Here is a 24,171-nt window from a genome sequence, read left to right on the forward strand (position 1 = left end):
TGAATTATGTGAAGGGACTGGACCGATGAAGAACAAGACCGAGAAAAAGGGCTCCGCCCAGCTGACCATTAACGGCAAGACGATCGACCTGCCGGTTCTGGGTGGCTCGGTAGGACCCGATGTCATCGATATCCGCACGCTCTATCGCGACGCCGGCGTGTTCACCTACGATCCCGGTTTCACGTCGACGGGCAGCTGTGAAAGCCAGATCACCTATATCGACGGTGATGAAGGCGTTCTTCTGTATCGCGGCTATCCCATTGACCAGCTCGCCGAGAACTCTTCCTTCATCGAGGTTTCCTACCTGCTGCTGCACGGCGAGCTGCCCTCAGCCAAAGAGCTGGAAGAGTTCGACTGGACGATCCGCCGGCACACCATGCTGCACGACCAGTTCGACCAGTTCTTCCGTGGTTACCGGCGCGATGCGCACCCGATGGCGGTCATGGTGGGTACAGTCGGCGCGCTGGCTGCCTTCTATCACGACTCCACCGACATCAATGACCCCAAGGCCCGCACCATCGCCAGCCACCGCATGATCGCCAAGATGCCGACCATCGCGGCGCGCGCGTTCAAGTACTCGGTCGGCCAGCCCTTTATCAGCCCGCGCAACGAGCTGGACTACGCTTCCATCTTCCTGCGCATGTGTTTTGCCGTCCCGGCCGAGGACTATGTGGTCTCCCCGACACTCGCCCGCGCGATGGACCGCATCTTCATCCTGCATGCCGACCACGAACAGAACGCATCGACCTCGACGGTGCGCCTTGCCGGCTCGTCCGGTGCCAATCCGTTTGCCTGTATTGCGGCAGGCATCGCCTCGCTCTGGGGCCCGGCCCATGGCGGCGCGAACGAAGCTGCGCTCAACATGCTGGAGGAAATCGGCTCGGTTGACCGCATCCCCGAATACATCAAGCGCGCCAAGGACAAGGATGACCCCTTCCGCCTGATGGGCTTTGGTCACCGCGTCTACAAGAACTACGATCCGCGCGCGAAAGTGATGCGCACGACCTGCCACGAGGTGCTCGACGAGCTGGGCGTGAAAAATGACCCGCTCCTGCAGGTTGCCATGGAGCTGGAACGCATTGCGCTGGAAGACCCCTATTTCGTGGAGAAGAAGCTCTACCCGAATATCGACTTCTATTCGGGCATCACCCTCAGGGCCATGGGCTTCCCGACCGAGATGTTCACCGTTCTCTTCGCGCTGGCCCGTACCGTTGGCTGGATCGCGCAATGGTCTGAAATGATTGAAGACCCGACACAGAAAATCGGCCGCCCGCGCCAGGTTTTCACCGGCGCCACAGAGCGTGCCTACCTGCCCGTAAGCAAGCGCTAAAGCGGGCCAAGGTCAAAGAGGGCGCGGGCGGCATTGACGCTCGCGCCCTCGCCTTGTCCGGCCATCAGCCCGGTCGTGGCAACAAGCGCGCCTGAGACCGTCTTTCGATGCTCGGCATCATCGAGCAGCCTTGCCATTTCCGGCACCAGATATTCCGGCACGGCGCGCGTCTGCAATCGCTCGGGCAGCAGTTCCTCGCCGGCAGCGATATTGACCAGGCTGACAAAAGGCGCCTTCAGCATGAAATTCCACGCAATCGTCCATGCAACCGGCCCGAGCCGGTAACCGACCACGCTGGGCACGCCCATGCGGGACAATTCCAGCGTCACCGTACCTGAACAGGCAAGTGCCGCATCTGCGGCGGCAAATGCGTCCAGCCGCTCCTCAGGCCCCGTCACAATCATGCCCGACAGCGCGCTCCGGCTCGCCAGGCGGCTGCTGACGGCCTCAGTCACGGATGGCGCCACGACCGTCACCAGCCGCAGATCCGGCCGATCCCTTGCCAGCCATTCGGCCGTATCGGCAAAATCATCAAAGAGACGCTCCACCTCCGCCTTGCGGCTGCCGAACAGGACCAGCATCAGGCGGGCATCAGGCGAAATGCCGTGCCGGCCGCGAAACGCCTCGCCGTCACCTGTCAGGTCGCGTTCCAGCGCCGGGTTGCCCACAACAATCGTCGGTAGGCCGTAAGGCTCGAAATACTCCGGGTCGAACGGATGAATGGCGAGCAGATTATCCACTGCCCGGGCGAGCGCCTTGGCCCTGCCGGGCCGGGTCGCAAAGGCCTGCGGGCCGATATACTTCACGATACGCGCGCGCGGGCACACCTTGCGCGCCTTCCACGCAACACGCAGCATGAATCCCCAGGAATCGATCAGCACGACCTGATCAGCGTCAAAGGCCGCGGCCGCCCGTGCGCACGCCTCGGCACGCTCATGGACCAGCCGCCACACCCGCAACCCATCGAAAAGCCCCAGCACCGACAGCGCGGAGAGGTCGATATCGCTCGTCACGCCTTCGGCGGCCATCGCCTCCCGGCCCACGCCGGCTATCTCGACAGGCGAGCCCGACGCACGCAGCGCCCGTACAAGCTCTGCCCCCACCATGTCGCCCGACGGTTCGGCAGCGACGATAAACACGCGCAAGGGCCGGTTTTGCAAGGCCATCAGTTCTGCCCGTTCAGCTGTGCGCAGAAACGCCGACAACGAAAATGCCATGACGGCGTGCGGCCTCGTCGACCGCATCGCGTCCCAGGATCAGGGCCGCACCCGCCTCGACAGCAATACCGGCCAGTCCGGCTTCTGCCGCTCCCTCCACAGTGGCAACGCCCACGACAGGAAGGTCGATCCGGCGCTCCTGCTGCGGCTTGGGCCGCTTGGCCAGAACGCCGCGCGGGCGCTGGCGGGTGCCACGGATATTTTCCGGCAGGCCGGCCACACGCTGCAGCATCGCATCCGTACCCTCCTGCGCCTCCAGCGCGAGCACCAGCCCGTCGCACACAACCGCGCCCTGACCGGCATCGAGCGTTCCTATGGCAGCCGCCATATGCATCGCCTTGGCAATGTCGCCGCGGTGTGCGTCCAGATCCACTTCCCCGCCGATAAGCCCCTCAGGCGCCAGCAGAGAAGACGATAGCTCATCTGCACCGACGACCTTCAGGCCCTGATCCTCGAATGCCTTCACCACCACACGCAGCAGCGCGTCATCGCCGCGCACCGCCGCACCCAGCAGCTTCGGCAGAAGTTTCGCGCCCTCCATGTCCGGCACGAAGCTGCGGAAATCGGGACGCGTCACAATCCCGGCAAAACAGACGGCATCGCACCCGGCAGCGCGCAGATCTTTCACCACATGGCCAAACTGGCCAATGGTTCTGACGACCGGATCGATGTAATCGGCAGGGTTGGCGAAGCCCTGAAGAGCGATCACGCACCCCAGCCGGCCATCTGCCGCACAGGCCTCGGCCACCAGGCGCGGCAGCGCGCCGCCGCCTGCAATGAGGCCCAGGCGTGTCCAGCCCTCGTTCATGACTGTCAGCCCTGTTCCGGCCCGCAAAGCGGACGGGCGGCGGGTGCCTTCACGAAGTTGATCACTTCCATCACCTCGGGACGCGCTTCAAACAACCGCCCGGCATCCTCGATACGCTCCGAAAATGCGCCTTCAGCGGAAAAGATCAGCCGATAGGCGGCCCGCAGGTCATGGATCAGGTCGCGGGAGAAACCGCGGCGCTTCAGCCCCACCAGGTTCAGCCCGGCCAGATAGCCGTGATTGTCCACCATACCGTAGGGGATGACATCGCCCGTCACCGGTGCACCGCCGCCGACGAAGGCATAGCGCCCGACCCGGCATTTCTGATGAATGGCCGACAGGCCGCCCATGATGACATAATCACCGATAACCACCTCGCCGCCGAGCGTGGCATTGTTCGCAAACACCACATTGTCACCGACAATGCAGTCATGGCCGACATGGGCACCGACCATGAAATAGCCGCCAGAGCCGACACGCGTCGTTGTGCGCGCTGTTTCGGTTCCCAGATGCATGGTCACATGTTCGCGCAGCGTATTGCGCTCGCCGATGATCAGGCTGACATCACCGCCCTTGTACTTGAAGTCCTGCGGCGGCGAGCCGAGCGCCGCGAAGGGATGGATCACGCAGTCAGCGCCGATCTCGGTCTGGTTCCTCACACTGACATGGGAGACCAGCCGGGTGCGGTCTCCAATCTTCACCTTGGCCCCCACCTGGCAGAACGGACCGATCTCCACGTCCGCGCCCAGTTCTGCGCCCGGCTCAATTATCGCCGAAGGGTGAATTTGCGTGCTCATTATGCCTCTTGCCCGTTCTGTCTTTGCGCCGACGTGGCCGAAAACTCCGCCTCGGCCACCTTTGCGCCGTTCACCCGGGCCTCTCCCTCGAAACGAAACAGTCCGCGGCGATTGGCAACCACCCGCACCGGCATTTCCAGAACATCTCCCGGCCGGACAGGTTTACGGAAGCGCGCGCGGTCAACCCCGATAAAGAGGATCACCGTATTGCCGATATCGGCGTCCAGTGTCTTGGACATCAGCAATGCGCCGGTCTGCGCCAGCGCCTCGATCATCAACACGCCCGGCATGACGGGATTTTCCGGGAAATGGCCCTGGAAATAAGGCTCGCCGGCAGACACGCATTTGATACCGACGATGGATTCGCCTTCTACGTAGCTGTGAGCCCGGTCGACCAGCAGAAAGGGAAAGCGGTGCGGCAGGCGGGCGAGTATCTCGTCCGGGCCGATCATGTTGCCTGTGTCACTCATGGAGCCCTCATGTCACCCGCCGGGCTGTCTGCCCGGCTTTTCGCCTTTTCCGTTCCTGTCCCGCACGGCGGATTGCCCCTTGGGTGCAGCCAGACGTTTCAGGATGGCAAGCTCCCTCAGCCAGCCGCGTATGGGCTGCGCCGGTTGACCTGCCCAGGTCTCTCCCGGCGGCACATCGCCGGCGGGTGAAGCATTGGCAGCCAGCCGCACACCATCGCCGATAGTAACATGATCGACAATGCCCACACGGCCACCGAACTGGGCGCCCCGCCCGATCTTCACACTGCCGGAAACGCCGGCAAAAGCGGCCATCAGGGTATGATCGCCTACATCCACATTGTGCGCGATATGGCAAAGATTATCGAGCTTCACACCGTTGCCGAGGCGCGTGTCGCCAAACATGCCCCGATCGATAGTGCAGTTCGCGCCGACACGGACATCATCACCCAGCACCACCCGGCCAAAATGGGGCAGTTCCACCAGACCGGCCGGACCGGGCGCAAGGCCGAAACCCGCCTCGCCCAGTACGCTGCCAGGCCCGATACGGCAATTGCGTCCGACAACCGCAAATCCGATGACAGCGCAGGCCGACACCCGTGTGCCATCGCCGATATCCACACCCGCGCCGATAACAGCATTGGGGCCGATATGACAGTTCTCGCCAATTCGCGCACCCTCACCGATATGGGCGCCTGCACTGATGCTGGCGCTTGGCGCGATAACTGCGGACGGGTGAATGGCCTGGCCGGCCGCGCTTTGACGCGGCGCAATGATCCGTTGCGCGATCAGGGCGAAGGCGGCCTTGGGGTGACGCACCGCAACCAGGGCTGCCTGGGGGTGAAAAATTGCGCCGCTCAGCGCTTCTGCGGTGCCGATTATGACCCCGGCGTGCGCGCCAAGTTCCTCAGGCAGTGTCCCGGATTCAACAAACACCAGCGCTCCGGGAGATGGCGCATTGGCCGATGCCACATCGGTGGCCTTGCAAACAGTATTGCCGGTGAGCTCACCATTGAGCTCACCGGCAATGTCCTTCGCGTCCAGCGTTCCGGCACGGCGGTAGAACCGGAGGTCGACAGCCACCGGACTAACGTCTACTGACCGTTACCGGAGCCGCCTTCAGGCGCGCGTACACGCGTTACGGGCGTCGTCTGGATACGCTGGTTGAGACGCTCGATCACAGCAGCAGTTACATCGACGCTCTCCGCCGCATAAACCACTTGCGAACGGTCCAGCAAAATCGTGGCACCGCGCTCGTTGACCAGCTCCTGCAGAACCGTCTGCAGCGTTTGCAGAACCGGCTGGAGTGCCTGACGCTCGGTCAGCACCAGCTCCTGCTGGCGCACGCGGCGCAGACGCTCAAGCTGCTGGGCGTTCTGTTGTAATTGCTGAATGCGCTGCATCAGGTCCGGACGCTGCTGAATGGCCTCCTGGCTCAGCGCCGAGGTCTCGGCCTGCAGTGCTTCGTTCTCCTGCGTCAGAGGCTGGGCCGCCGCTTCCAACTCGGTCTGGATTTCGCGCCCGATAACTTCAAGCTGGCTGGCGATATGCTGCCCGACCTGGCTTTCGGTAAGGATGGTCTCTTCGTTGATGACCAGAATGTTCTGCGCATGGGCAGCGCTGAGCGTGCCAATGGCGAGAACTATACCGGCAAAAAACGCACGGAGACGTTTGCTGGCGATCTGGCTGGGTTGGAAAGTCATGATTTTAGAACCCTGTACTTGTGCTGAAACGGAAGAACTCGCGGCGGTCATACTCCTGATGGACCACAGCCTCGGCAAAGTCGAAACGAACCGGCCCGAAGGGCGAGTCCCAGAAAATACTGACGCCAACCGACACGCGCGGTGCCAGCTCGTCAATGGTGAAGGGCGATGTTGTCCCGCCTACGTCAGCAATCTGGTCAACTGAAGGCAGAATACCCATGGTGCCAAATTCGGTGAACACGCTGCCGCGCACGCCATATTGCTCGGGCAGGCCGAGCGGGAAGCCGAGCTCGACCGCGCCAATGGCGTAAAAATTGCCGCCCAGCGAGTCACCACGGATCAGCTCGCCTTGTGCATTTCGCTGCACAACACGCGGACCGATACCGGCTGTCTCAAAGCCGCGGAAGGAGTTGCCGCCTTTGAAGAAGCGGTCGTTGATGCGCACATCATCGCCGCCCCAGGCCAGTATCAGCCCGGACTCACCTGTAATGCTCAAAACGACGTCCGGACGGAATACGTTACGGTAAATGGCGCCCCGGCCCTCGGTGCGGATATAGCGCACATCTCCTCCAAACCCGGCCACCTCCTGGTTCAGGCTGAGCTGAAAGCCGTTCGAGGGTTGTTGGAAATTATCGATACGGTTCCAGGCCACCGAGTAACCGACCAGCGACGTAAGCCGGGAGCCTGACGCCCGCGCAATCGCACTCGACACGCCGGAAAAGGTGCGTACCTCGTCGTTACGCAAGGTGAAATTCAACCCGGCCTCGACCGACGCGGTAAGCGGAAATCCGGTGCGAAGACTGAAACCGGTAGACTCTGTTTCGAACGACGCCTCTTGCGCGAAGTTGGAGCGCACCTGGAACAGGTCGAAGCCGGCGGCCAGGTTCCGGTCAAGGAAGCGCGGCTCGGTAAAACGTATATCAATCTGCCGGCGGCGCGAGCTTTCCGAGACACGCAAGCGCAGGAACTGCCCCCGGCCGCGCAGATTGCGTTCAGACACCGAGAAATCGACGAGGAAAGAGTCTGTCGACGAGTAGCCGACACCAAATGCCAGCTCCCCTGTGGGCTGCTCCGTCACGTTCACCTGAAGCCTGGCACGATCTTCAGCACTGCCCTGTACCGGCGTGATTTCGACGTTTTCGAAGAATCCGAGGCGGCGCACTCGTTGACTCGACAGATTCACCAGTACCTGGTTGAACGCATCACCTTCAACAAGCTCGAGCTCACGCCGGATCACACGATCAAGTGTCCGCGAATTACCAGCAATATCAATACGTTCGATATAGACGCGCGGCGCCGGGTTGATGATATACTCGATATCAACGGTCTGTGTTTCCCGGTTGGTACGCACACGCGGACGGACATCCACAAACGCATAACCTGCCGCACCAGCGGCGAAAGTCAGCGTATCGACCGATTCCTCGATGCGGCTGCCGACATAGAGACTGCCCGGGCGTGTAGCGACGATCGCTTCAAGATACTCCGAACTGAGATCTTCTATCTCTGTGGTGACCGTGATCTCACCGAAGTTATAAACCTGACCTTCATCAACGGTATAGGTGATGTAAAAGCCAGATTGGTCCGGCACCAGCTCGGCGATGGCCGAGCTGACACGGAAATCGGCATAGCCCCGGTCCGCGTAAAATTTGCGCAACTGCTCGCGGTCGAACTCGAGCCGGTCCGGATCGTAATTGTCGTTTGAGTCGAAGAAACGCCACCAGCGGGCCTCGCTGGTCACCACTTCACCGCGCAGCCGCCGGTCCGAGAACGCGCGGTTACCCACGAAATTGATCCGCCGCACGTTCGTCGTCGGCCCTTCTGAAATCTCGAACACCAGATCGACGCGGTTTTGCGGCAGCTCGACAATCTGCGGGTTCACCTGAACGGCAAAGCGGCCCGACCGGCGGTAGACCTCCAGAATGCGCTGGACGTCTGCCTGGACACGCGCGCGCGTGAACAGCGCGCGTGGCTGGAGCTGGATTTCATCGGTAATCCGGTCATCACTGATCGCCCGGTTGCCCTCGAGTACAACCCGGTTGATGACGGGATTCTCACGCACAAAGATAACCAGCGTGGAGCCTTCGATCGCCACGCGGACATCGGCAAACAGGTTGGTGGCAAACAGGGTCTGGATCGACAGGTTGATCAGCCGCGGATCTGCAACGTCACCGGGGCGGACCAGCATGTAGGACAGGATCGTGTCCGCCTCGACGCGCTGATTACCTTCAACAAGAATCTGCAGGACACGGGCTGGCCCCTGCTCTTCCTGAACGCGCTGATCGTCCAGTTCCGGCGCATCGGCCTGAGCCGGCTGGGCATGGGCCACCGATGAGCACAGAAGCGCCAGGGCCGCTATCGTCCAGACGAAAACTTTCATTGACTGCACCACCCTGGTCCCGTTCTGCCAGCCGTCATGAGAAGAGGCCGACGAGATAACTCAAATCATTCCATGTGGCGACAACCATCAGCCCGAGTATCAGCGCCAGGCCGGCCTTCAGGCCAAGCGACTGAACCGACGGGCTGGGTGGATGTTTCGCCACGGCTTCGTAGGCGTAATACACAAGGTGGCCACCGTCTAGAACCGGGATAGGCAGGAGGTTCATCAATCCGATGGCGACCGACAGGAGGCCGGCGAGCAAAACAAGGCTGGTCGCTAGGCGCACCAGCGCAGCACCCACATCGTAGCTGTCGCCAGCTTCTGTGCCGGTATCGCTGACCGCAGTATTGGCGATCTGTCCTGCAGTGGTGGCGATGCCCAGCGGGCCGTTAATGTGCTCGAACGACGCCCGGAACGTCACCAGGCGGGCCATGTAGTCAACAATTGTTACCGAAATGTCGGCTGTACGCGTCACGCCGTGCCCCAGCGCCTCAAACGGTCCGAACCGGCGCTGCACGATCTCGGCTTCAGGTGACAGGCCCACCCCCAGAAAACCGAACGCCCGCGTACCGCCAAGCCCGTCATCGCGCATTTCCCGCCGCGGGGTGGCCTGCAGCGTCAGCTCCGCGCCATCGCGCTCCACCGTGAAACGCATCGGTTGCCCCGCGCGGGTCATTACCGCCTGCGAAAGATCGGTGAAGGTGCGCGCGCGCTGACCATCAATGGACACCAGCAGATCACCGCTCTGAAAGCCGGCTGCATCGGCGGGGCTGCCGGCGACAATCTCGCCAATGCGCGGCTCGATAGTGACATCCCCGCGCACCATGCCCAGGGCGGCAAACAAGGCGATGGCCAGAATGAAATTCGCTGCCGGTCCGGCCAGCACGATGATCGCGCGCTGCCATACCGGCTTGAAATGAAAGACCTTGCCGGCATCGCTGCGCGCATCGCGCAGGCGCTCCAGCGTTTCATGATCGCGGGCGCTGGCTGCATCAGCATCGCCTAGAAAGCGCACATACCCGCCAAGCGGCAACCCGGCTATGCGCCAGAGTGTGCCCCGGCGGTCATGCCAGCTGAAAAGTGTGGGGCCAAAACCGATGGAAAACGCTTCTGCATGCACGCCGAAAAGCCGGCCTGCCAGATAGTGACCGAGCTCGTGAATCACGACGACAAAGGAAATCACGGCCACGAAGGCCGCGACGCTGAGCAGTCCCGATCCAAGCAAGTCCGTCACGCTGAATTAAGCTCCCTGTGCGAGGCTGGCGCTACGCTGCGCACGCGCCTTTACCAGCGATACTGCCAGCTCGCGCGCCGCCGCATCCGCTGCGTATACCGTTTCGAAATCGGTCAAAATACCTCTGGCTACCCCCTCACCCCGCTCGAGAGAGTCCGCAACGATGGCGGCGATGTCAAGGAAGCCGACATGACCATTCAGAAAGGCATCAACGGCAACCTCGTTAGCCGCATTCAAAATGACGGGACTCGCCCCACCCTCGCGGAAAGCGGCGCGGGCCAGATCAAGCGCGGGAAAGCGGTCCGGATCCGGCGCCTCGAACGTCAGCCGGCCGAGCGCAGGCAGATCAAGGCGCGACACGCGGGTTTCCATGCGCTCCGGCCAGCCCAGGGCATGTGCAATCGGCGTGCGCATATCGGGCGTTCCCATCTGGGCCAGCAAGCCGCCATCATTGTGCTCGACCAGCCCGTGCACGATCGATTCCGGGTGAACGATGACATCGACCTTTTCCGGCGGCAGGCCGAAAAGGTGGCAGGCCTCGATAACCTCCAGCCCCTTGTTCATCATGGTGGCTGAATCCACGGAGATTTTTGCGCCCATGGACCAGACCGGATGGGCGACCGCGTCGCGGACGCTCGCGCGCGCCATGACGTCCCGGCTGGCATTGCGGAACGGTCCGCCTGAGGCGGTCAGGATAATCCGGCGCACCTTCGCCGGATCGCTGCCGCCCAGCGCCTGAAAGATCGCATTATGCTCGGAATCGACCGGCAGGATGATGGCTCCGGACCGGGCAGCACTCTCCATAAAGAGCGCGCCTGCACATACAAGCGCCTCCTTATTGGCCAGGGCGACAATCCGGCCGCGCTTCACGGCTGCCAGCGTGGGGGCAAGACCGGCAGCGCCGACGATGGCCGCCATTGTCCAGTCGGCATCCATCGAAGCTGCTTCGGCAACGGCAGAGGGGCCGGCGCCCCATTTCAGACCCGACCCGGCAAGAGCCGATTCCAGCACATGTGCCTGGCGCGGATCGGCAAGGGCGGTGAAGCGCGGACGGAAGCGCAAGGCGAGCTCGGCCAGCTCTGCCGCGCGGGTATTGGCCGTCAGGGCCGTAACGGCATATTCCCCGTTATCGGCCGCATCGATCAGATCAAGCGTCGCCAGCCCGACCGAGCCGGTTGCCCCCAGAATGGATACGCTGCGCGTCATCTACATACTCCCGCCCGGCCAGCCGGCAGGTGCCAGAAGCGAAAAAAGGCCGGCAAAAACCGTTGCGAGCATCAAGGCGTCCACCCTGTCGAGAACCCCGCCATGACCGGGTATGAGCGTGCCTGCATCCTTCACGCCAAACCGGCGCTTGGCGAGTGACATTACCAGATCCCCTGCGACCGCCATGACCGCTGCAGGCAAAGCGGCCGCAAGCGCGTAGGCCGGGTCCAGCCCCCACCCACCTGCCACCAGAACACCGGCAGCGGCTCCGCACCCCACCCCGGCGAAAAAGCCGGTCCAGGTCTTGTTGGGGCTGGCCGCCGGCAGGAGCTTTGGCCCGCCAAGCCAGGTGCCGGCCAGATAGGCGAACGTATCGGCGGCCCACACCACGGCCAGCAGGAACAGCAATGCGCCGAGCCCGCCATCAGCGCTACGCAATCCGACCAGAATGCTCGCTGCGCAGGCCACGTATATCACGCCTAGCGGCGCTTCCCACGCCCTGCCCCGCCTGCGCCGGTCCAGATAGGCACCCCCCGCACCGGCCAGAATCCATGCCCCGCACCACGCCCACTCGCCATTGGCCGCCAGCAGCACCGCGCCGACAGCAGTGCCCGTCGCAATGGAAAAGGCACGCGGCGGCGCATCCCGGTCCGACATGCGCACCCATTCCCATGCCATCGCGGCAGCGAACGCAGCGACAAAGATCGCAAACGGATACCCCCCGAGCCAGACCAGGCCCAGAGCCAGTGGCGCGAGAATGAGAGCCGATGCCAGACGGCGCAGGAAAACCGGGTCTCTGGGTCCGGGAAGGCGGGCCAGCAGACTCACGGGCGCCCGCCAAAACGCCGGTTTCGCGACTGGTAGATGGCTATGGCCTCCTTCATGTGCTCAACCGAAAAGTCCGGCCAGAGCACATCCATGAAGACCAGCTCCGAATACGCGCCCTGCCAGAGCAGAAAGTTGGAGATCCGCATTTCACCGCTGGTGCGGATAATCATGTCCGGATCAGGCAGCCCGCTCGTGTCGAGGCGCGCGGCAAATGCCTTTTCGTCGATATCACCGGCCAGGGCGCCAGCCTGAGCCTCAGCCAGCAACGCCCTGGCTGCACGGACGATTTCATCGCGCCCGCCATAATTGAAGGCAACGTTGAGGTTGAACCGCGAATTGGACGCCGTGCAGGACTCCGCCCGGTCAACAATGTCCAGTATGTCGCGGGACAGGCCCTGCCGGCTGCCCAGAATCCGTACCCGCACACCGTTGCGCGTCAGGTCGTCCAGATCGGCATCCACAAACTGCTTGAGCAGATCAAACAGCGTGCTCACCTCTTCGGTTGAACGCCGCCAGTTCTCCGTGGAGAACCCAAACAGGGTCAGATGGGTCACGCCCAGATCGGCCGAGCCGCGCACAAGCGCGCGCACCGCCTCTACGCCCTGCCGGTGGCCCATGGCTCTCGGCAGGCCGCGCAACGCCGCCCAGCGCCCGTTTCCGTCCATGATGACGGCAACATGGCGCGGCACCGGATTTTGGCCGCCGGGATCAGCTGACATCGCAAACAGTCCTCCCCGGACCTGTCAGACAGCAAACAGGCAATCAGACCTGTGTGATTTCGTCCTGCTTGGACTTAAGCAGCTCGTCGATCGAGGCGATATTATGGTCTGTGGCCTTCTGGACCTGATCGGAGAAGCGCTTGTGTTCATCTTCGCTGATCAGATTGTCTTTTTCGGCGCGCTTGAGCGCTTCCATGCCGTCGCGGCGCACATTGCGCACCGCTACACGCGCCTGCTCGGCATACGTGCCCGCCGTCTTGGCCAGCTCGGCCCGGCGCTCCTCGTTGAGCGGCGGGATCGGGATACGGATCAGCGTGCCTTCAACGACCGGATTGAGGCCCAGCGAGGAGTTGCGGATCGCCTTGTCTACGGCAGGAGCCAGATTCTTGTCCCAGACCTGCACCGACAGCATGCGCGGCTCGGGTACCGAAACTGTACCAACCTGGTTGATGGGCGTCGGGCTGCCATAAGCGTCAATCTTGATCGGATCGAGCAGCGCTATGCTGGCGCGGCCGGTGCGCAGCCCGGCAAATTCCTTCTTCAGTGCCTCGACGGCGCCGTCCATCCGGCGCTCTATGTCTTTCAGGCTAAAATCACCAGCCTTGCTCATATTGTCCTCACTTCTTTTGTGCCGGTTTCGGCCCGACGACAGTGCACACGCCCCGCCCGTCGAGCACATCGGCCAGACCATTGGTCCGGTGAATATCGAACACGACTATGGGAATCTGATTGTCACGCATCAGCGTGACCGCCGATGCGTCCATCACCTTCAGATCGCGGGCAATCACATCAAGATAGTCCAGCTGGTCATAGCGCTCGGCATTGGGGTCTTTCTTGGGATCCGCCGAATAGACACCGTCTACCTGCGTACCCTTGAACAAGGCATCGCAGCCCATCTCCGCGGCGCGCAGCGCGGCAGCCGTGTCGGTTGTAAAGAACGGATTGCCGGTACCGGCCGCGAAAATGACCACCCGGCCCTTTTCCATATGGCGAACGGCCCGGCGCCGGATATAGGGCTCACATACCGTTGTCATCGGAATGGCCGACTGGACACGCGTCTGCACACCACGGCGTTCCAGCGCGGTCTGCATGGCCAGCGCATTCATGACAGTCGCCAGCATGCCCATATAGTCGGCAGCAGCCCGGTCCATGCCCTTGGCCGCCGCTTGCAGGCCGCGGAAAATATTCCCGCCGCCAATCACCAGGCACATCTCGTAACCGGCCTTGACCGCAGCGCCGACCTCTTCGGCTATGCGTTCGGCGGTATTCATGTCGATCCCGTAGGACTGATCCCCCATCAGTGCCTCACCGGAAACCTTCAGCAGAACCCTGCGATAGGGTCCCTCAGGGATCGGGCGGGCGTCAGCGGCAGTATCACTCACGGGTATCGTTGCTCCGTCCTGGAAAGCGGTCCGGCGGCTGGATGATCCAGCCGCCGGAATATTCAGATCACGATTTGCCGAGCGCGGCCACTTCGGCAGCGAAATCTTCTTCTTTCTTCTCCACGCCTTCACCGAGCACCATGCGGACAAAGCCCGTCAGCTTGATGGGGGCACCGGCATCCTTGGCCGCGGCCGCGATGGCGCCCTCAACCGTAAGGTCCGGATCAAACACGAAGACCTGCTTGAGCAGCACAACTTCCTCGTAGAACTTGCGCAGCCGGCCTTCGACCATCTTCTCGATAATAGCCTCCGGCTTGCCCGACTGGCGCGCCTGGTCGGCAAAGACGGCCTTTTCACGCTCGATCACATCGGCAGACAGCTCGTTGACATCGACCGCCAGCGCGACCGCCGGAGAACCGGCAGCAACGTGCATGGCCACCTTGCGGCCAAGTTCAGCGAGCACGGCCTTGTCGCCGGTGGATTCCAGCGCAACGAGCACACCGATCTTGCCAAGCCCGTCAGCCGCCGCGTTGTGAACATAGCTGGCCACGACGCCGTTCTCGACCGACAGGGTCGATACGCGGCGCAGGGACATGTTTTCGCCGATCTTGGCGATAAGATTGGTGAGCTTGTCCTCTACCGTCTCGCCAGACTTCGTCTTGGCCTGACGCAGGGCATCGACAGAGTCCGCATCGACACCCAGCGCGGTGATTTCCGCAACGGCAGCCTGGAACAGCTCGTTACGCGCCACGAAGTCAGTCTCGGCATTCACCTCGACTGCGGCAGCAGCCATGCCATTGCCACGTTCCAGCGAGGCAACGCCGACAAGGCCGTCTGCCGCGACGCGGTCAGCCTTCTTGGCGGCCTTGGACAGACCCTTCTTGCGAAGCCAGTCAATCGCGGCCTCGACATCACCATTGGTTTCGGCGAGCGCCTTCTTGCAGTCCATCATGCCCGCGCCGGTGCGTTCGCGCAGGTCCTTGACGAGAGCGGCTGTGATCTCGGCCATGGGGAGTCTCCTGTTATTTTTGTGTCGGTCGAATCAGGCTTTGGCGTCTTCGCCGGCGGGTTCGGCTGCAGCAGCCTCACCGTCTGCGGACGCAGCATCGCCACCGGATTCCTCTTCAGCGAGTGCCGGTTCGGCAACCGGGTTCACCGCAGCGCCCATATCGACGCCAAGCGCCGCCTGACTGTCGGAAATACCGTCGAGCACGGCGTCCGCCACCAGATCGCAATACAGCGCGATGGCGCGTGCCGCATCGTCATTGCCGGGAATCGGGAAATCGATCGGGTCCGGATCGCAATTGGTATCGACCACGGCGACCACCGGAATATTCAGCCGCTTGGCTTCCTGGATGGCGATGGCTTCCTTGTTGGTGTCGATCACGAAGATGAGGTCCGGCGTGCCGCCCATTTCCTTGATGCCACCCAGCGACCGCTCAAGCTTCTCACGCTCGCGCGTGAGCATGAGAATCTCTTTTTTGGTGAGGCCTTGCGGACCGCCATCCTGGTCGAGAATCCCTTCCAGCTCGCGCAGGCGGGCGATCGAGATGGAGATCGTGCGCCAGTTGGTCAGCGTGCCGCCGAGCCAGCGATGGTTCATATAGTATTGCGCGCAGCGCTGGGCAGCCTGGGCGATCGGCTCGGAGGCCTGACGCTTGGTGCCGACAAACAGGACCCGGCCACCATTGGCCGCGACTTCGCGCACCTTCACCAGAGCCTGGTGGAGCAGCGGAACGGTCTGGGACAGGTCGATAATATGGATGTTGGAACGCTCGCCGAAGATGAACGGACGCATCTTGGGGTTCCAGCGATGGGTCTGGTGACCAAAGTGCGCACCAGCTTCAAGGAGCTGACGCATGGAGAAGTCAGGAAGGGCCATATCGATTTTCCTTTTCCGGTTGGCCTCCGCAGGGCGGAGCCGGTCTTCCCGATAAACAGGAAAGGCCAGGCACCGGATCGACCGGTTCGAACACCGAACCTGCCGTTGCCCCACGTGCGGGATTGCGGGCGCGCTTATAGGCGTGCTTTGCCGTGCAGACAAGCGCCCGTGTGCGGTGACCGGCAACAATCACGCCGGGTGGGCCGCTCAGACGGCCAGGGCCTCGACCGCGCTGACGCCCGGCACTTCTTTCAGCGCGCTGCGCAAGGCCGGATCAAGCCGGTATCCGCCGGGCAGGCGCACCCGGGCGCGCGAACGCCCCTCGACCGGCAGGTCGAGCACAACGACGCCGCGCGCTTCCCCCCCCGATGAGCCCAGGCGTGACAGCCGGGCATGAATGCCGTCGAGCGCCTGCACATCGTCCACTTCCACACACAGGCCAGGCAATTGCGCCTCGCGCAGCAGCCCCTCCAGCGGTTCACAGCCATCCATGATGAGCCGGATCTGCTCGTCCTGGTCTTCAACCCTGAACGTGGCCAGAATGCCCTGCCCCGCCTCCAGAAGATCCCGGACCTCACTGAACACCCTTGGCGGCACCAGCGCCTCGAACTCGCCGCTGGGATCAGACAGGGTAAGGAAAGCGAAACGCTCGTTTGACCGGCGCGATATCTTTTCCTGGCGGCGGCGGACAATGCCCGCCATGCGCACCGCCTTCACCGCGCCCTCCTGCACACGCTGAACCAGCTCCGACCAGCCCACTGCGCCGCGCCGCGCCAGCACCTCGCTGAAGGCATCAAGCGGGTGACCGGACAGATAGAAGCCGATAGCGGCCAGTTCCTCGTCCAGCCGGCGCGACGGCTCCCAGGGCTCGGCCGCCGGCAGAGGCGGCCGCTCGAGTGCCACCGGGTCATTGCCGCCGGCACCGAAAAGCGAGACCTGGGCGGAATCCCGCTCGGCCTGCGCGGCCTGCGCTATTGCGCATAATGTTTCGGCGGCCGCCATTACCCGCGCCCGGTCAGGCTCCACACTGTCAAATGCACCGGCCCGTGCCAGCGTCTCCAGCAGGCGCTTGTTGACATTGCGCGCATCCACGCGGGCGGCAAAGTCATAGAGATCAGCAAACGGGCCGCTATCGCGGCGCGCGCGCACCACCTCTTCCATGGCGCCCATGCCCGCACTGCGCACCGCGCCCAGCCCGTAGCGTACCGCGCCATCTTCCACCGAAAAGTCAGCAAGGGAGCGATTGATATCCGGGCCCAGCACGGTCACGCCCATATGGCGGCATTCCTGGAAGAACACCGCCAGCTTGTCGGTATTGGCCGCATCAAGGCTCATCAGCGCGGCCATGAAAGCCACCGGGTGATGAGCCTTGAGCCAGGCCGTGCGGTAGGCGATGAGTGCATAGGCGGCTGCGTGCGACTTGTTGAAGCCGTAGCCGGCAAACTCCGCGACGAGATCAAAGATGTAGGACGCCTTCTGCTCGCCAACCCCGCGTTCGGCGGCACCCTTGAGGAAGCGCTCGCGCTGCTTGTCCATCTCCTCCTTTTTCTTCTTGCCCATGGCCCGGCGCAAGAGATCAGCTTCGCCGAGCGAGTAGCCGGACAGGATCTGGGCGATCTGCATCACCTGTTCCTGATAGATGATGACCCCGTGGGTCTCCTTCAGGACCGGCTCCAGATCGGGGTGGAGATAATCAGGCTCTGACCGGCCGAACTTGCGTTCGACATAAATGTCGATGTTCTTCATCGGACCGGGCCGGTAGAGCGAGATCAGCGCGATAATGTCTTCAAATGTGTCCGGCTTCACCTTTTTGAGCGTGTCGCGCATGCCAGAGCTTTCCAGCTGGAACACGCCGATCGTGCTGCCCGCCGCCATCAGCGCATAGGCCTTGGGGTCATCGAGAGGCACCGCATCAAGATCGATATCTTCGCCAGTGGAGGCCTTGATGTATGCCACCGCACGCGCCATCACGGTCAGGGTTTTCAGGCCCAGAAAGTCGAATTTGACGAGGCCCGCCGGCTCCACCCATTTCATGTTGAACTGGGTCGCGGGGATATCCGAGCGGGGGTCGCGATAGAGCGGCACGAACTCGGTCAGCGGCCGGTCACCGATGACGATGCCCGCTGCGTGCGTGGACGCGTTCCGGTAAAGCCCTTCCAGCTGCAAGGCCACCGTCATCAGACGGTCAACGGCGGCATCTTCCCGGCGCATCACCTGCAGTTTCGGTTCGCTCTCCACAGCCTCCGCCAGCGTCACCGGCTGGGCGGGATTGTTGGGCACGAGCTTGGCGATCCGGTCCACCACCGGGAAGGGTATCTGCAATACGCGGCCGACATCGCGCACGACAGCGCGGGCCTGCAGCGTGCCGAACGTGATGATCTGGGCCACCCGGTCAGAGCCATAGCGCTCCTGCACATAGCGGATGACCTCACCGCGGCGCTCCTGACAGAAATCGATATCGAAGTCCGGCATGGAGACGCGTTCGGGGTTGAGGAAACGCTCGAAAAGCAGCCCGAAACGCAGCGGATCAAGATCGGTAATGGTCAGCGCCCACGCCACCACCGAACCGGCGCCCGAGCCCCGGCCCGGACCCACCGGAATACCTTGCGCCTTGGACCACTGGATGAAGTCGGCGACGATCAGGAAATAGCCGGGAAACCCCATCCGCTCGATGACACCCAGCTCGAAGGCCAGCCGGTCCTCATATTCCTTCACCGATGCAGCCGGCTCCACGGCGGCAAGACGCGCCTTGAGCCCTTCCTGCGCCCGCCCAGCCAGCTCCTCGGCCTCGGTGCGCCCTTCAAGCCTCGGAAAACGCGGCAGGACCGGATCACCGGTCCGCGGACGGTAAGCGCAGCGCCGGGCGATATCGACGGTGTTGCTGATGGCTTCCGGCAGGTCGGCAAACACCGCCGCCATTTCCTCGCCGCTCTTGAAATAATGCTCCGGCGTGACCTTGCGCCGGTCATCGACAATCACGTAGGTCGATTGCGCGATGCACATCAGCGCATCGTGCGCTTCATGGCGCTCCGCTGTCGCGAAGTACGGCTCATTGGTCGCCACCAGCGGCAGATTGCGCGCATAGGCCTGCGGAACCAGCCAGTCCTCCGCTGTCACATCATCAGGCCGCCCATGGCGCTGTAATTCAATGTAGAGCCTGCCCGCGAACGCCTCGCACAACCGCTCCAGAACGGTCTCTGCCCTGGGCGCCTTTCCACCTGCGACAAGCCGGTTGAGCACCCCGTCATATCCGCCCGTAAGGCAGATCAGGCCTTCACTTTGTTCCAGTATCGAACTGAGTGGCACTGAAGGCTCATCGGCCGGTCCGACATCGAGATAGGCCGAGGACGACAGCGAAACGAGATTGCGGTAGCCAGCCTCGTTCTGGACGAGCAGAACCAGGGTGCCAGTGGGGACAATTCTTTCCCCGGGCCGCTCCGATTCCAGCTTCACAGACAATGTGCACCCGATGATCGGCTGCACGCCTGCGCCGGACAGGTACTCGGAAAATTCCAAGGCGCCGAACAGGTTATTGCTGTCGGTCAGCGCCAGGGCCGGCATGCTCATCTCGCCGCAGAGCTTTGCCAGCTCGGGTATCCGGGTCGCACCCTCCAGCAATGAGTAGGGCGACCGGCTTCGCAGATGAACAAATCCGTCCGGGTTCACGGTCATCTCCTGCTACTCCACCGGTCAACCGACGCGGGGCAGCCTTACCGGATTCGCTTCTATCGGCGACGCGCGAACGCCCCTAGCCGACGAGCGCGGTGCTCCATGTCAGCACAACGGCCACGAACCCTAGCGTAACAAAGGCGGTGCTGGCCTCTTCGATCAAGCGCTTCATGTGAGAACTCCTGTTGATATCGATGATATTCGCTGTTTGTTCCACTTGAAATATTCGCCTTATGTTCCGCCGTCAAGCAGAATCGTCCCGATGCGCGCCAAGCCCCGCCAGCACGCCTCAGCTCTGCAGGATGAGGATGATGTCAGGCTGCGACGACGCGGCCATTCTCCAGCGTGACGACCCTGTCCATCCGCCCGGCGAGCGCGAGATTGTGGGTCGCCACCAGAGCCGCCGCGCCCGCCTCACGGCACGCCGCCGCCAGCGCATCAAACACCTGATCGGATGTGGCCGGATCGAGATTGCCGGTCGGTTCATCGGCCAGCACCACGCGCGGCTCGCCCACCAGTGCACGCGCGATGGCGACGCGCTGCTGCTCCCCGCCGGAAAGCTGGGCCGGCAAGTGCGTCAGGCGCCCGCCTAGCCCCAGCCTTGTCAGCCAGTCATGCGCTTTCGCACGGGCCTTCGCCTTGCTCTCGCCTGCGATCAGGCGCGGCAGGGCAACATTATCCAACGCATCAAGTTCGGGAAGCAAATGATGGAATTGATAGACAAATCCAATTTCCCGGCGGCGCAGCGCCGTGCGCCCGCGCTCATTCAGTGCAAGCCCGTCAATCCCACCCACATGCACCGAACCGGCATTGGGCTTTTCCAGCAGCGCGGCAGCATGGAGAAGCGAGGACTTGCCCGATCCCGACGGGCCAACAAGACCCACCAGCTCACCGGGCATCAGATCGAGATCAGCCCCGCTGAGCACCTCAATCAGCTCGGCATCGGTCTGGTACTGGCGCACCAGGCCGCGAATGGAAACGGCCGGATCACTCATAGCGCAGCGCCTCCACCGGATCGATCCGCCCTGCCCGCCACGATGGCGGCAAAGTGGCTATGAGGGCCGTCGCGAAGCCCCATACGGCGACAAACGCCACCTCCGCCCAGTCCAGCCGTGCGGGCAGGCGGTAGAGCAGATAGACCGACGGATCGAACACATCGACGCCCGTCACAAAGGCCAGGAAATCCTGGATCGGCCCGATGAAAACCGCGATCAGCACGCCCAGAATGATGCCAGCAATCGTTCCCAGCACGCCGATGGCAGCACCGGAGATGAGAAACACGCGCATCACGGCGCCTTGCGTTGCGCCCATCGTACGCAGGATGGCGATGTCGCGGCTCTTGTTCTTCACCAGCATCACGAGCCCGGAAATGATGTTCATCGCAGCGATCAGCACGATGATGGACAGGATCATGCGCATCGCCATGCGCTCCACCTGCAGGGCCGTCCAGAAGGACTGGTTCTGCCGGCGCCAGTCGAACACGGCAGAGCCCGCCGGCACAAGCTGGCGTACAGCCTCGACCACCGCCTCCGGCGCATCGGGATTGGTCACGCGGATATCGATATAGTCAGCGCCGCCCGACCGGCCGAAGAATAGCGCAGCCTGCTCCAGCGGCATGAAGACATAGATCCGGTCGAGATCCAGAACACCCATGGAAACAACACCTTCCACGACATAATTCTTGCGCCGTGGCACCGTGCCCATAGGCGTGGATGCGCCCTGTGGTGCCAGCAGTGTCACCGTGTCACCGGCGCTGACACCCAGCTGGGCAGCGATACCCGAACCGATGAGGATACCGTCGCCCCCATTATGGCCGACACCGAAATTATCCGCCGAGCCTTGCACAATGCCGCCGCCCGCCTCGGCAGCATCGCCCTCACCGGCGATCAGATCAAACTGGCCGAGGTCAGAGGGGCGCACGCCGATCACCTGCGCGCCGGAGGCGGCACGCTCCGAGCTGATCAGGGCCTGCGCCGCGATGATCGGTCCGGCCTGGCGGACACCGGGCACCTGATTGATCCGGTCAACGAGATCACCGGTAAGCGCCGCGCTTTCGGCCGTGTAGACATAGACATGCGGCTGCACGCCCAACAGGCGTGACAGCAATTCATGCCGGAACCCGTTCATGATCGACATGACGGCGATCAGGGCTGTCACGGCCAGCGTGATGCCGATGAAGGAAATCACGGAAATCAGCGTGACCCCGCCATGCTTGCGCCGGGTTCTCAGATACCGGAATGCCAGCAGGAACTCCCAGGCGCTGAACGCGCCTGCGCCCTTGCTGTTTCCGGTTCCGGCTCTCGCAGCGCTCATTGACCTGTCTGCTCCGCCGTGAGCTGTGAAAGCACGCTTTCAAGACTGGCCTCGAAGCGCTCGCCCGTCGCCCGCCGCTTGATCTCCACCTTGCCCTCTTTCAGCCCGCGCGGACCGATGATGAGCTGCCAGGGCACGCCGATCAGGTCCATGGTGGCAAACTTGCCGCCAGGGCGCTCATTCGTATCGTCCAGCAGCGGGTCCTTGCCGGCCTTCACCAGCGCCTCATAGGCGCTCTGGCAGGCCGCGTCGGTGTCTGCATCACCGGGCTTCAGATTGATGATACCGATACCGAACGGGGCGACGCTTTCAGGCCAGATGCAGCCAGCCTCGTCGTGATGCGCCTCGATGATCGCGCCCAGCAGGCGCGAGACGCCTACCCCGTAAGAGCCCATATGCACCGGCCGGTCCTTGCCATCGGGATGGGTGACGTTCGCGCCCAGCGGCGCCGAATACTTGGTGCCGAAATAGAAGATATGGCCCACTTCAATGCCGCGCGCGGACAGGCGCCGCTCTTCGGGCACCTCGGACACAAAGCGGTCTGCCTCGTGCATTTCCTCGGTCGCGGCGTAGAGAGAGGTGCGTGCATCTACGAGCGGTTGCAGATCGCCGTCAAAATCGACGTCGAGGCCCGGCGCGCCCATATCGACAAGCCTGGAATCGCAGAACACCTCGCTTTCGCCGGTCTCGGCGAGGATGATGAATTCATGGCTGAGATCGCCGCCGATCGGGCCGGTGTCAGCGCGCATCGGCACAGCCTTCAGGCCAAGGCGGGCAAACGTGTTCAGATAGGCCACGAACATGCGGTTATAGGCGCGCCGGGCCGATGCTTCGTCCAGATCGAACGAATAGCTGTCCTTCATCAGGAATTCGCGCCCGCGCATCACGCCAAAGCGCGGACGGATCTCGTCGCGGAATTTCCACTGGATGTGATAGAGGGTTTTCGGCAAGTCCTTGTAGGACCGGCAGTATGAGCGGAAGATCGCGGTGATCATCTCCTCATTGGTCGGCCCGTAGAGCAGATCGCGCTCATGGCGGTCGACGATGCGCAGCATCTCCTTGCCGTAATCCTCATAGCGCCCGCTCTCGCGCCAGAGATCGGCCGGCTGGAGCGTCGGCATCAAGAGCTCCACGGCCCCCGCCCGGTCCTGCTCCTCGCGCACGATCTGTTCGATCTTCTTCAAGACCCGGAAGCCCAGCGGCAGCCAGGAATAAATGCCGGCTGCCTCCTGCCGGATCATCCCGGCGCGCAGCATAAGCCGGTGCGAGACAATCTGCGCATCGGCAGGCGTTTCCTTCAGGACGGGCAGGAAAAAGCGGCTAAGGCGCATGGAAACGGTCTCGCGTCAGGGCGGGTTGAAATACGGATTCAACGATTAGACCGCACCGGCACGCCCCGCAAGGCGCCGCAACCATTTGTACTTACCGGAACTCAGGCCCCCAGAGCGCATTCAGGTCCACAAGGCCCAGCTCCATCACCGCAAAGAAGATCAGCCAGAGCACGCTGGTGATGAACGTGGTCAGCAGCGCCTTCTCCTTCAGGCGCGGATTGACCGGCGCGCCGGGTTCGGAGCCTTCCACAATGTCGCCTGCCTCGTACTGACCCTGAATGCGCAAGGGCAGCACGGTGAAGATCACGATCCACCACGTGATGAGATAGACCACCAGACCTTCAACGAAGCCAACCTCGCCGGAGGGGATGAAGAGCTGGGCAAAGATGATCACCAGCGCCAGAGTGCTGAGGAAAAGCCCCAGATAGCGAAAGGCCGGATGAATCTGAACACACGGACGTTCCGCCATCAGTGCGCCCCTTCGCCCGGAGCCTGCATCAGCTCCACCAGCACGCCGCCCGTATCCTTCGGATGCACGAAGATCACCGGCACGCCATGCGCCCCGATATAGGGCTCGCCGGTGCCGAGCACTGTCGCGCCGCGTTCACGCATCGCATCACGCGCTGCAATTATATCGCTGACTTCAAAGCACATATGGTGCTGACCGCCCTTCGGGTTTTTCTCCAGGAATTTGTGGATCGGGCTGTCCGCGCCGAGCGGCTCGATCAGCTCGATCTGCATGTTGGGCACCGACACGAAGACCACGCGCACACCCAGATGCGGAAAATCCTTCGCGTCGGTCGCGTCGGTCGCGCCATAAAGGTCAGCATAGACTTTCGCCGCCGCTTTCACGTCCGGCGTGGCTACACCGACATGATTGAGCCGTCCGATTTTCATGGGAACGCCCT

The 24,171-nt window shown here is 62.8% G+C and carries 22 protein-coding genes; 1 reads left to right on the forward strand and 21 read right to left on the reverse strand.

What is annotated here, in order from left to right:
* Nucleotides 1-25: 25 nt before the first annotated feature.
* Nucleotides 26-1,330, forward strand: coding sequence for a citrate synthase (gltA, locus tag IEV75_RS03240; RefSeq protein ID WP_188451113.1), 1,305 nt, complete (start codon nucleotides 26-28; stop codon nucleotides 1,328-1,330).
* Here the strand turns inward: gltA and lpxB are convergent.
* From lpxB to mce, 21 genes are all read right to left on the reverse strand, one after another.
* Nucleotides 1,327-2,547 (reverse strand): lipid-A-disaccharide synthase, encoded by a 1,221-nt coding sequence (gene lpxB, locus IEV75_RS03245; RefSeq protein WP_217979888.1) that lies wholly within the window; start codon nucleotides 2,545-2,547, stop codon nucleotides 1,327-1,329. The genes gltA and lpxB overlap by 4 nt on opposite strands.
* Complete coding sequence (locus IEV75_RS03250) at nucleotides 2,510-3,355, reverse strand: LpxI family protein (RefSeq protein ID WP_188451114.1); 846 nt, start codon at nucleotides 3,353-3,355, stop codon at nucleotides 2,510-2,512. Before IEV75_RS03250 ends, lpxB begins: the two co-directional genes overlap by 38 nt.
* A gap of 5 nt (nucleotides 3,356-3,360) precedes the next feature.
* Nucleotides 3,361-4,152, reverse strand: a complete 792-nt coding sequence (gene lpxA, locus IEV75_RS03255) for an acyl-ACP--UDP-N-acetylglucosamine O-acyltransferase (RefSeq protein WP_188451115.1) — start codon at nucleotides 4,150-4,152, stop codon at nucleotides 3,361-3,363.
* Nucleotides 4,152-4,622 carry a 3-hydroxyacyl-ACP dehydratase FabZ gene (gene fabZ / locus IEV75_RS03260; RefSeq protein WP_188451116.1) on the reverse strand — a complete coding sequence of 157 codons (471 nt, stop codon included), beginning with the start codon at nucleotides 4,620-4,622 and terminating at the stop codon, nucleotides 4,152-4,154. Before fabZ ends, lpxA begins: the two co-directional genes overlap by 1 nt.
* A gap of 12 nt (nucleotides 4,623-4,634) precedes the next feature.
* Nucleotides 4,635-5,702 (reverse strand): UDP-3-O-(3-hydroxymyristoyl)glucosamine N-acyltransferase, encoded by a 1,068-nt coding sequence (lpxD, locus tag IEV75_RS03265; RefSeq protein ID WP_188451117.1) that lies wholly within the window; start codon nucleotides 5,700-5,702, stop codon nucleotides 4,635-4,637.
* Nucleotides 5,703-5,713: 11 nt separating this feature from the next.
* Complete coding sequence (locus IEV75_RS03270) at nucleotides 5,714-6,322, reverse strand: OmpH/Skp family outer membrane protein (RefSeq protein ID WP_188451118.1); 609 nt, start codon at nucleotides 6,320-6,322, stop codon at nucleotides 5,714-5,716.
* A 4-nt stretch (nucleotides 6,323-6,326) separates the two neighbouring features.
* Nucleotides 6,327-8,699 (reverse strand): outer membrane protein assembly factor BamA, encoded by a 2,373-nt coding sequence (gene bamA / locus IEV75_RS03275; RefSeq protein WP_188451119.1) that lies wholly within the window; start codon nucleotides 8,697-8,699, stop codon nucleotides 6,327-6,329.
* A gap of 34 nt (nucleotides 8,700-8,733) precedes the next feature.
* Nucleotides 8,734-9,933: a M50 family metallopeptidase gene (locus IEV75_RS03280; RefSeq protein ID WP_188451120.1), complete on the reverse strand. Its 1,200-nt coding sequence runs from the start codon at nucleotides 9,931-9,933 to the stop codon at nucleotides 8,734-8,736.
* Nucleotides 9,934-9,939: 6 nt separating this feature from the next.
* Nucleotides 9,940-11,139 (reverse strand): 1-deoxy-D-xylulose-5-phosphate reductoisomerase, encoded by a 1,200-nt coding sequence (gene dxr / locus IEV75_RS03285; protein WP_188451121.1) that lies wholly within the window; start codon nucleotides 11,137-11,139, stop codon nucleotides 9,940-9,942.
* Nucleotides 11,140-11,967: a phosphatidate cytidylyltransferase gene (locus tag IEV75_RS03290; protein WP_217979890.1), complete on the reverse strand. Its 828-nt coding sequence runs from the start codon at nucleotides 11,965-11,967 to the stop codon at nucleotides 11,140-11,142.
* Nucleotides 11,964-12,686: an undecaprenyl pyrophosphate synthase gene (gene uppS / locus IEV75_RS03295; RefSeq protein ID WP_188451122.1), complete on the reverse strand. Its 723-nt coding sequence runs from the start codon at nucleotides 12,684-12,686 to the stop codon at nucleotides 11,964-11,966. Before uppS ends, IEV75_RS03290 begins: the two co-directional genes overlap by 4 nt.
* 43 nt (nucleotides 12,687-12,729) lie before the next feature.
* A complete protein-coding gene (frr, locus tag IEV75_RS03300) occupies nucleotides 12,730-13,296 on the reverse strand; it encodes a ribosome recycling factor (RefSeq protein ID WP_188451123.1) in 567 nt (188 codons plus the stop codon).
* A 7-nt stretch (nucleotides 13,297-13,303) separates the two neighbouring features.
* Nucleotides 13,304-14,068: a UMP kinase gene (gene pyrH / locus IEV75_RS03305; protein WP_233351731.1), complete on the reverse strand. Its 765-nt coding sequence runs from the start codon at nucleotides 14,066-14,068 to the stop codon at nucleotides 13,304-13,306.
* A gap of 67 nt (nucleotides 14,069-14,135) precedes the next feature.
* Nucleotides 14,136-15,077, reverse strand: a complete 942-nt coding sequence (gene tsf / locus IEV75_RS03310; protein ID WP_188451124.1) for a translation elongation factor Ts — start codon at nucleotides 15,075-15,077, stop codon at nucleotides 14,136-14,138.
* A 33-nt stretch (nucleotides 15,078-15,110) separates the two neighbouring features.
* Nucleotides 15,111-15,950 carry a 30S ribosomal protein S2 gene (gene rpsB / locus IEV75_RS03315; protein WP_188451125.1) on the reverse strand — a complete coding sequence of 280 codons (840 nt, stop codon included), beginning with the start codon at nucleotides 15,948-15,950 and terminating at the stop codon, nucleotides 15,111-15,113.
* 207 nt (nucleotides 15,951-16,157) lie between these two features.
* Entirely contained in the window at nucleotides 16,158-19,622 is a 3,465-nt protein-coding gene (gene dnaE / locus IEV75_RS03320) for a DNA polymerase III subunit alpha (protein ID WP_188451126.1), read from the reverse strand.
* Nucleotides 19,623-19,933: 311 nt separating this feature from the next.
* A complete protein-coding gene (locus tag IEV75_RS03325; RefSeq protein WP_188451127.1) occupies nucleotides 19,934-20,614 on the reverse strand; it encodes an ABC transporter ATP-binding protein in 681 nt (226 codons plus the stop codon).
* Nucleotides 20,607-21,932, reverse strand: a complete 1,326-nt coding sequence (locus IEV75_RS03330; protein WP_188451128.1) for a lipoprotein-releasing ABC transporter permease subunit — start codon at nucleotides 21,930-21,932, stop codon at nucleotides 20,607-20,609. Before IEV75_RS03330 ends, IEV75_RS03325 begins: the two co-directional genes overlap by 8 nt.
* Entirely contained in the window at nucleotides 21,929-23,263 is a 1,335-nt protein-coding gene (gene proS, locus IEV75_RS03335) for a proline--tRNA ligase (protein ID WP_188451129.1), read from the reverse strand. Before proS ends, IEV75_RS03330 begins: the two co-directional genes overlap by 4 nt.
* A gap of 91 nt (nucleotides 23,264-23,354) precedes the next feature.
* Nucleotides 23,355-23,732, reverse strand: a complete 378-nt coding sequence (locus tag IEV75_RS03340) for a DUF1467 family protein (protein WP_188451130.1) — start codon at nucleotides 23,730-23,732, stop codon at nucleotides 23,355-23,357.
* Nucleotides 23,732-24,160 carry a methylmalonyl-CoA epimerase gene (gene mce, locus IEV75_RS03345; protein ID WP_188451131.1) on the reverse strand — a complete coding sequence of 143 codons (429 nt, stop codon included), beginning with the start codon at nucleotides 24,158-24,160 and terminating at the stop codon, nucleotides 23,732-23,734. Before mce ends, IEV75_RS03340 begins: the two co-directional genes overlap by 1 nt.
* Between the last annotated feature and the right edge of the window lie 11 nt (nucleotides 24,161-24,171).

It is taken from the genome of Glycocaulis albus, assembly GCF_014639075.1.
GTDB lineage: Bacteria > Pseudomonadota > Alphaproteobacteria > Caulobacterales > Maricaulaceae > Glycocaulis > Glycocaulis albus.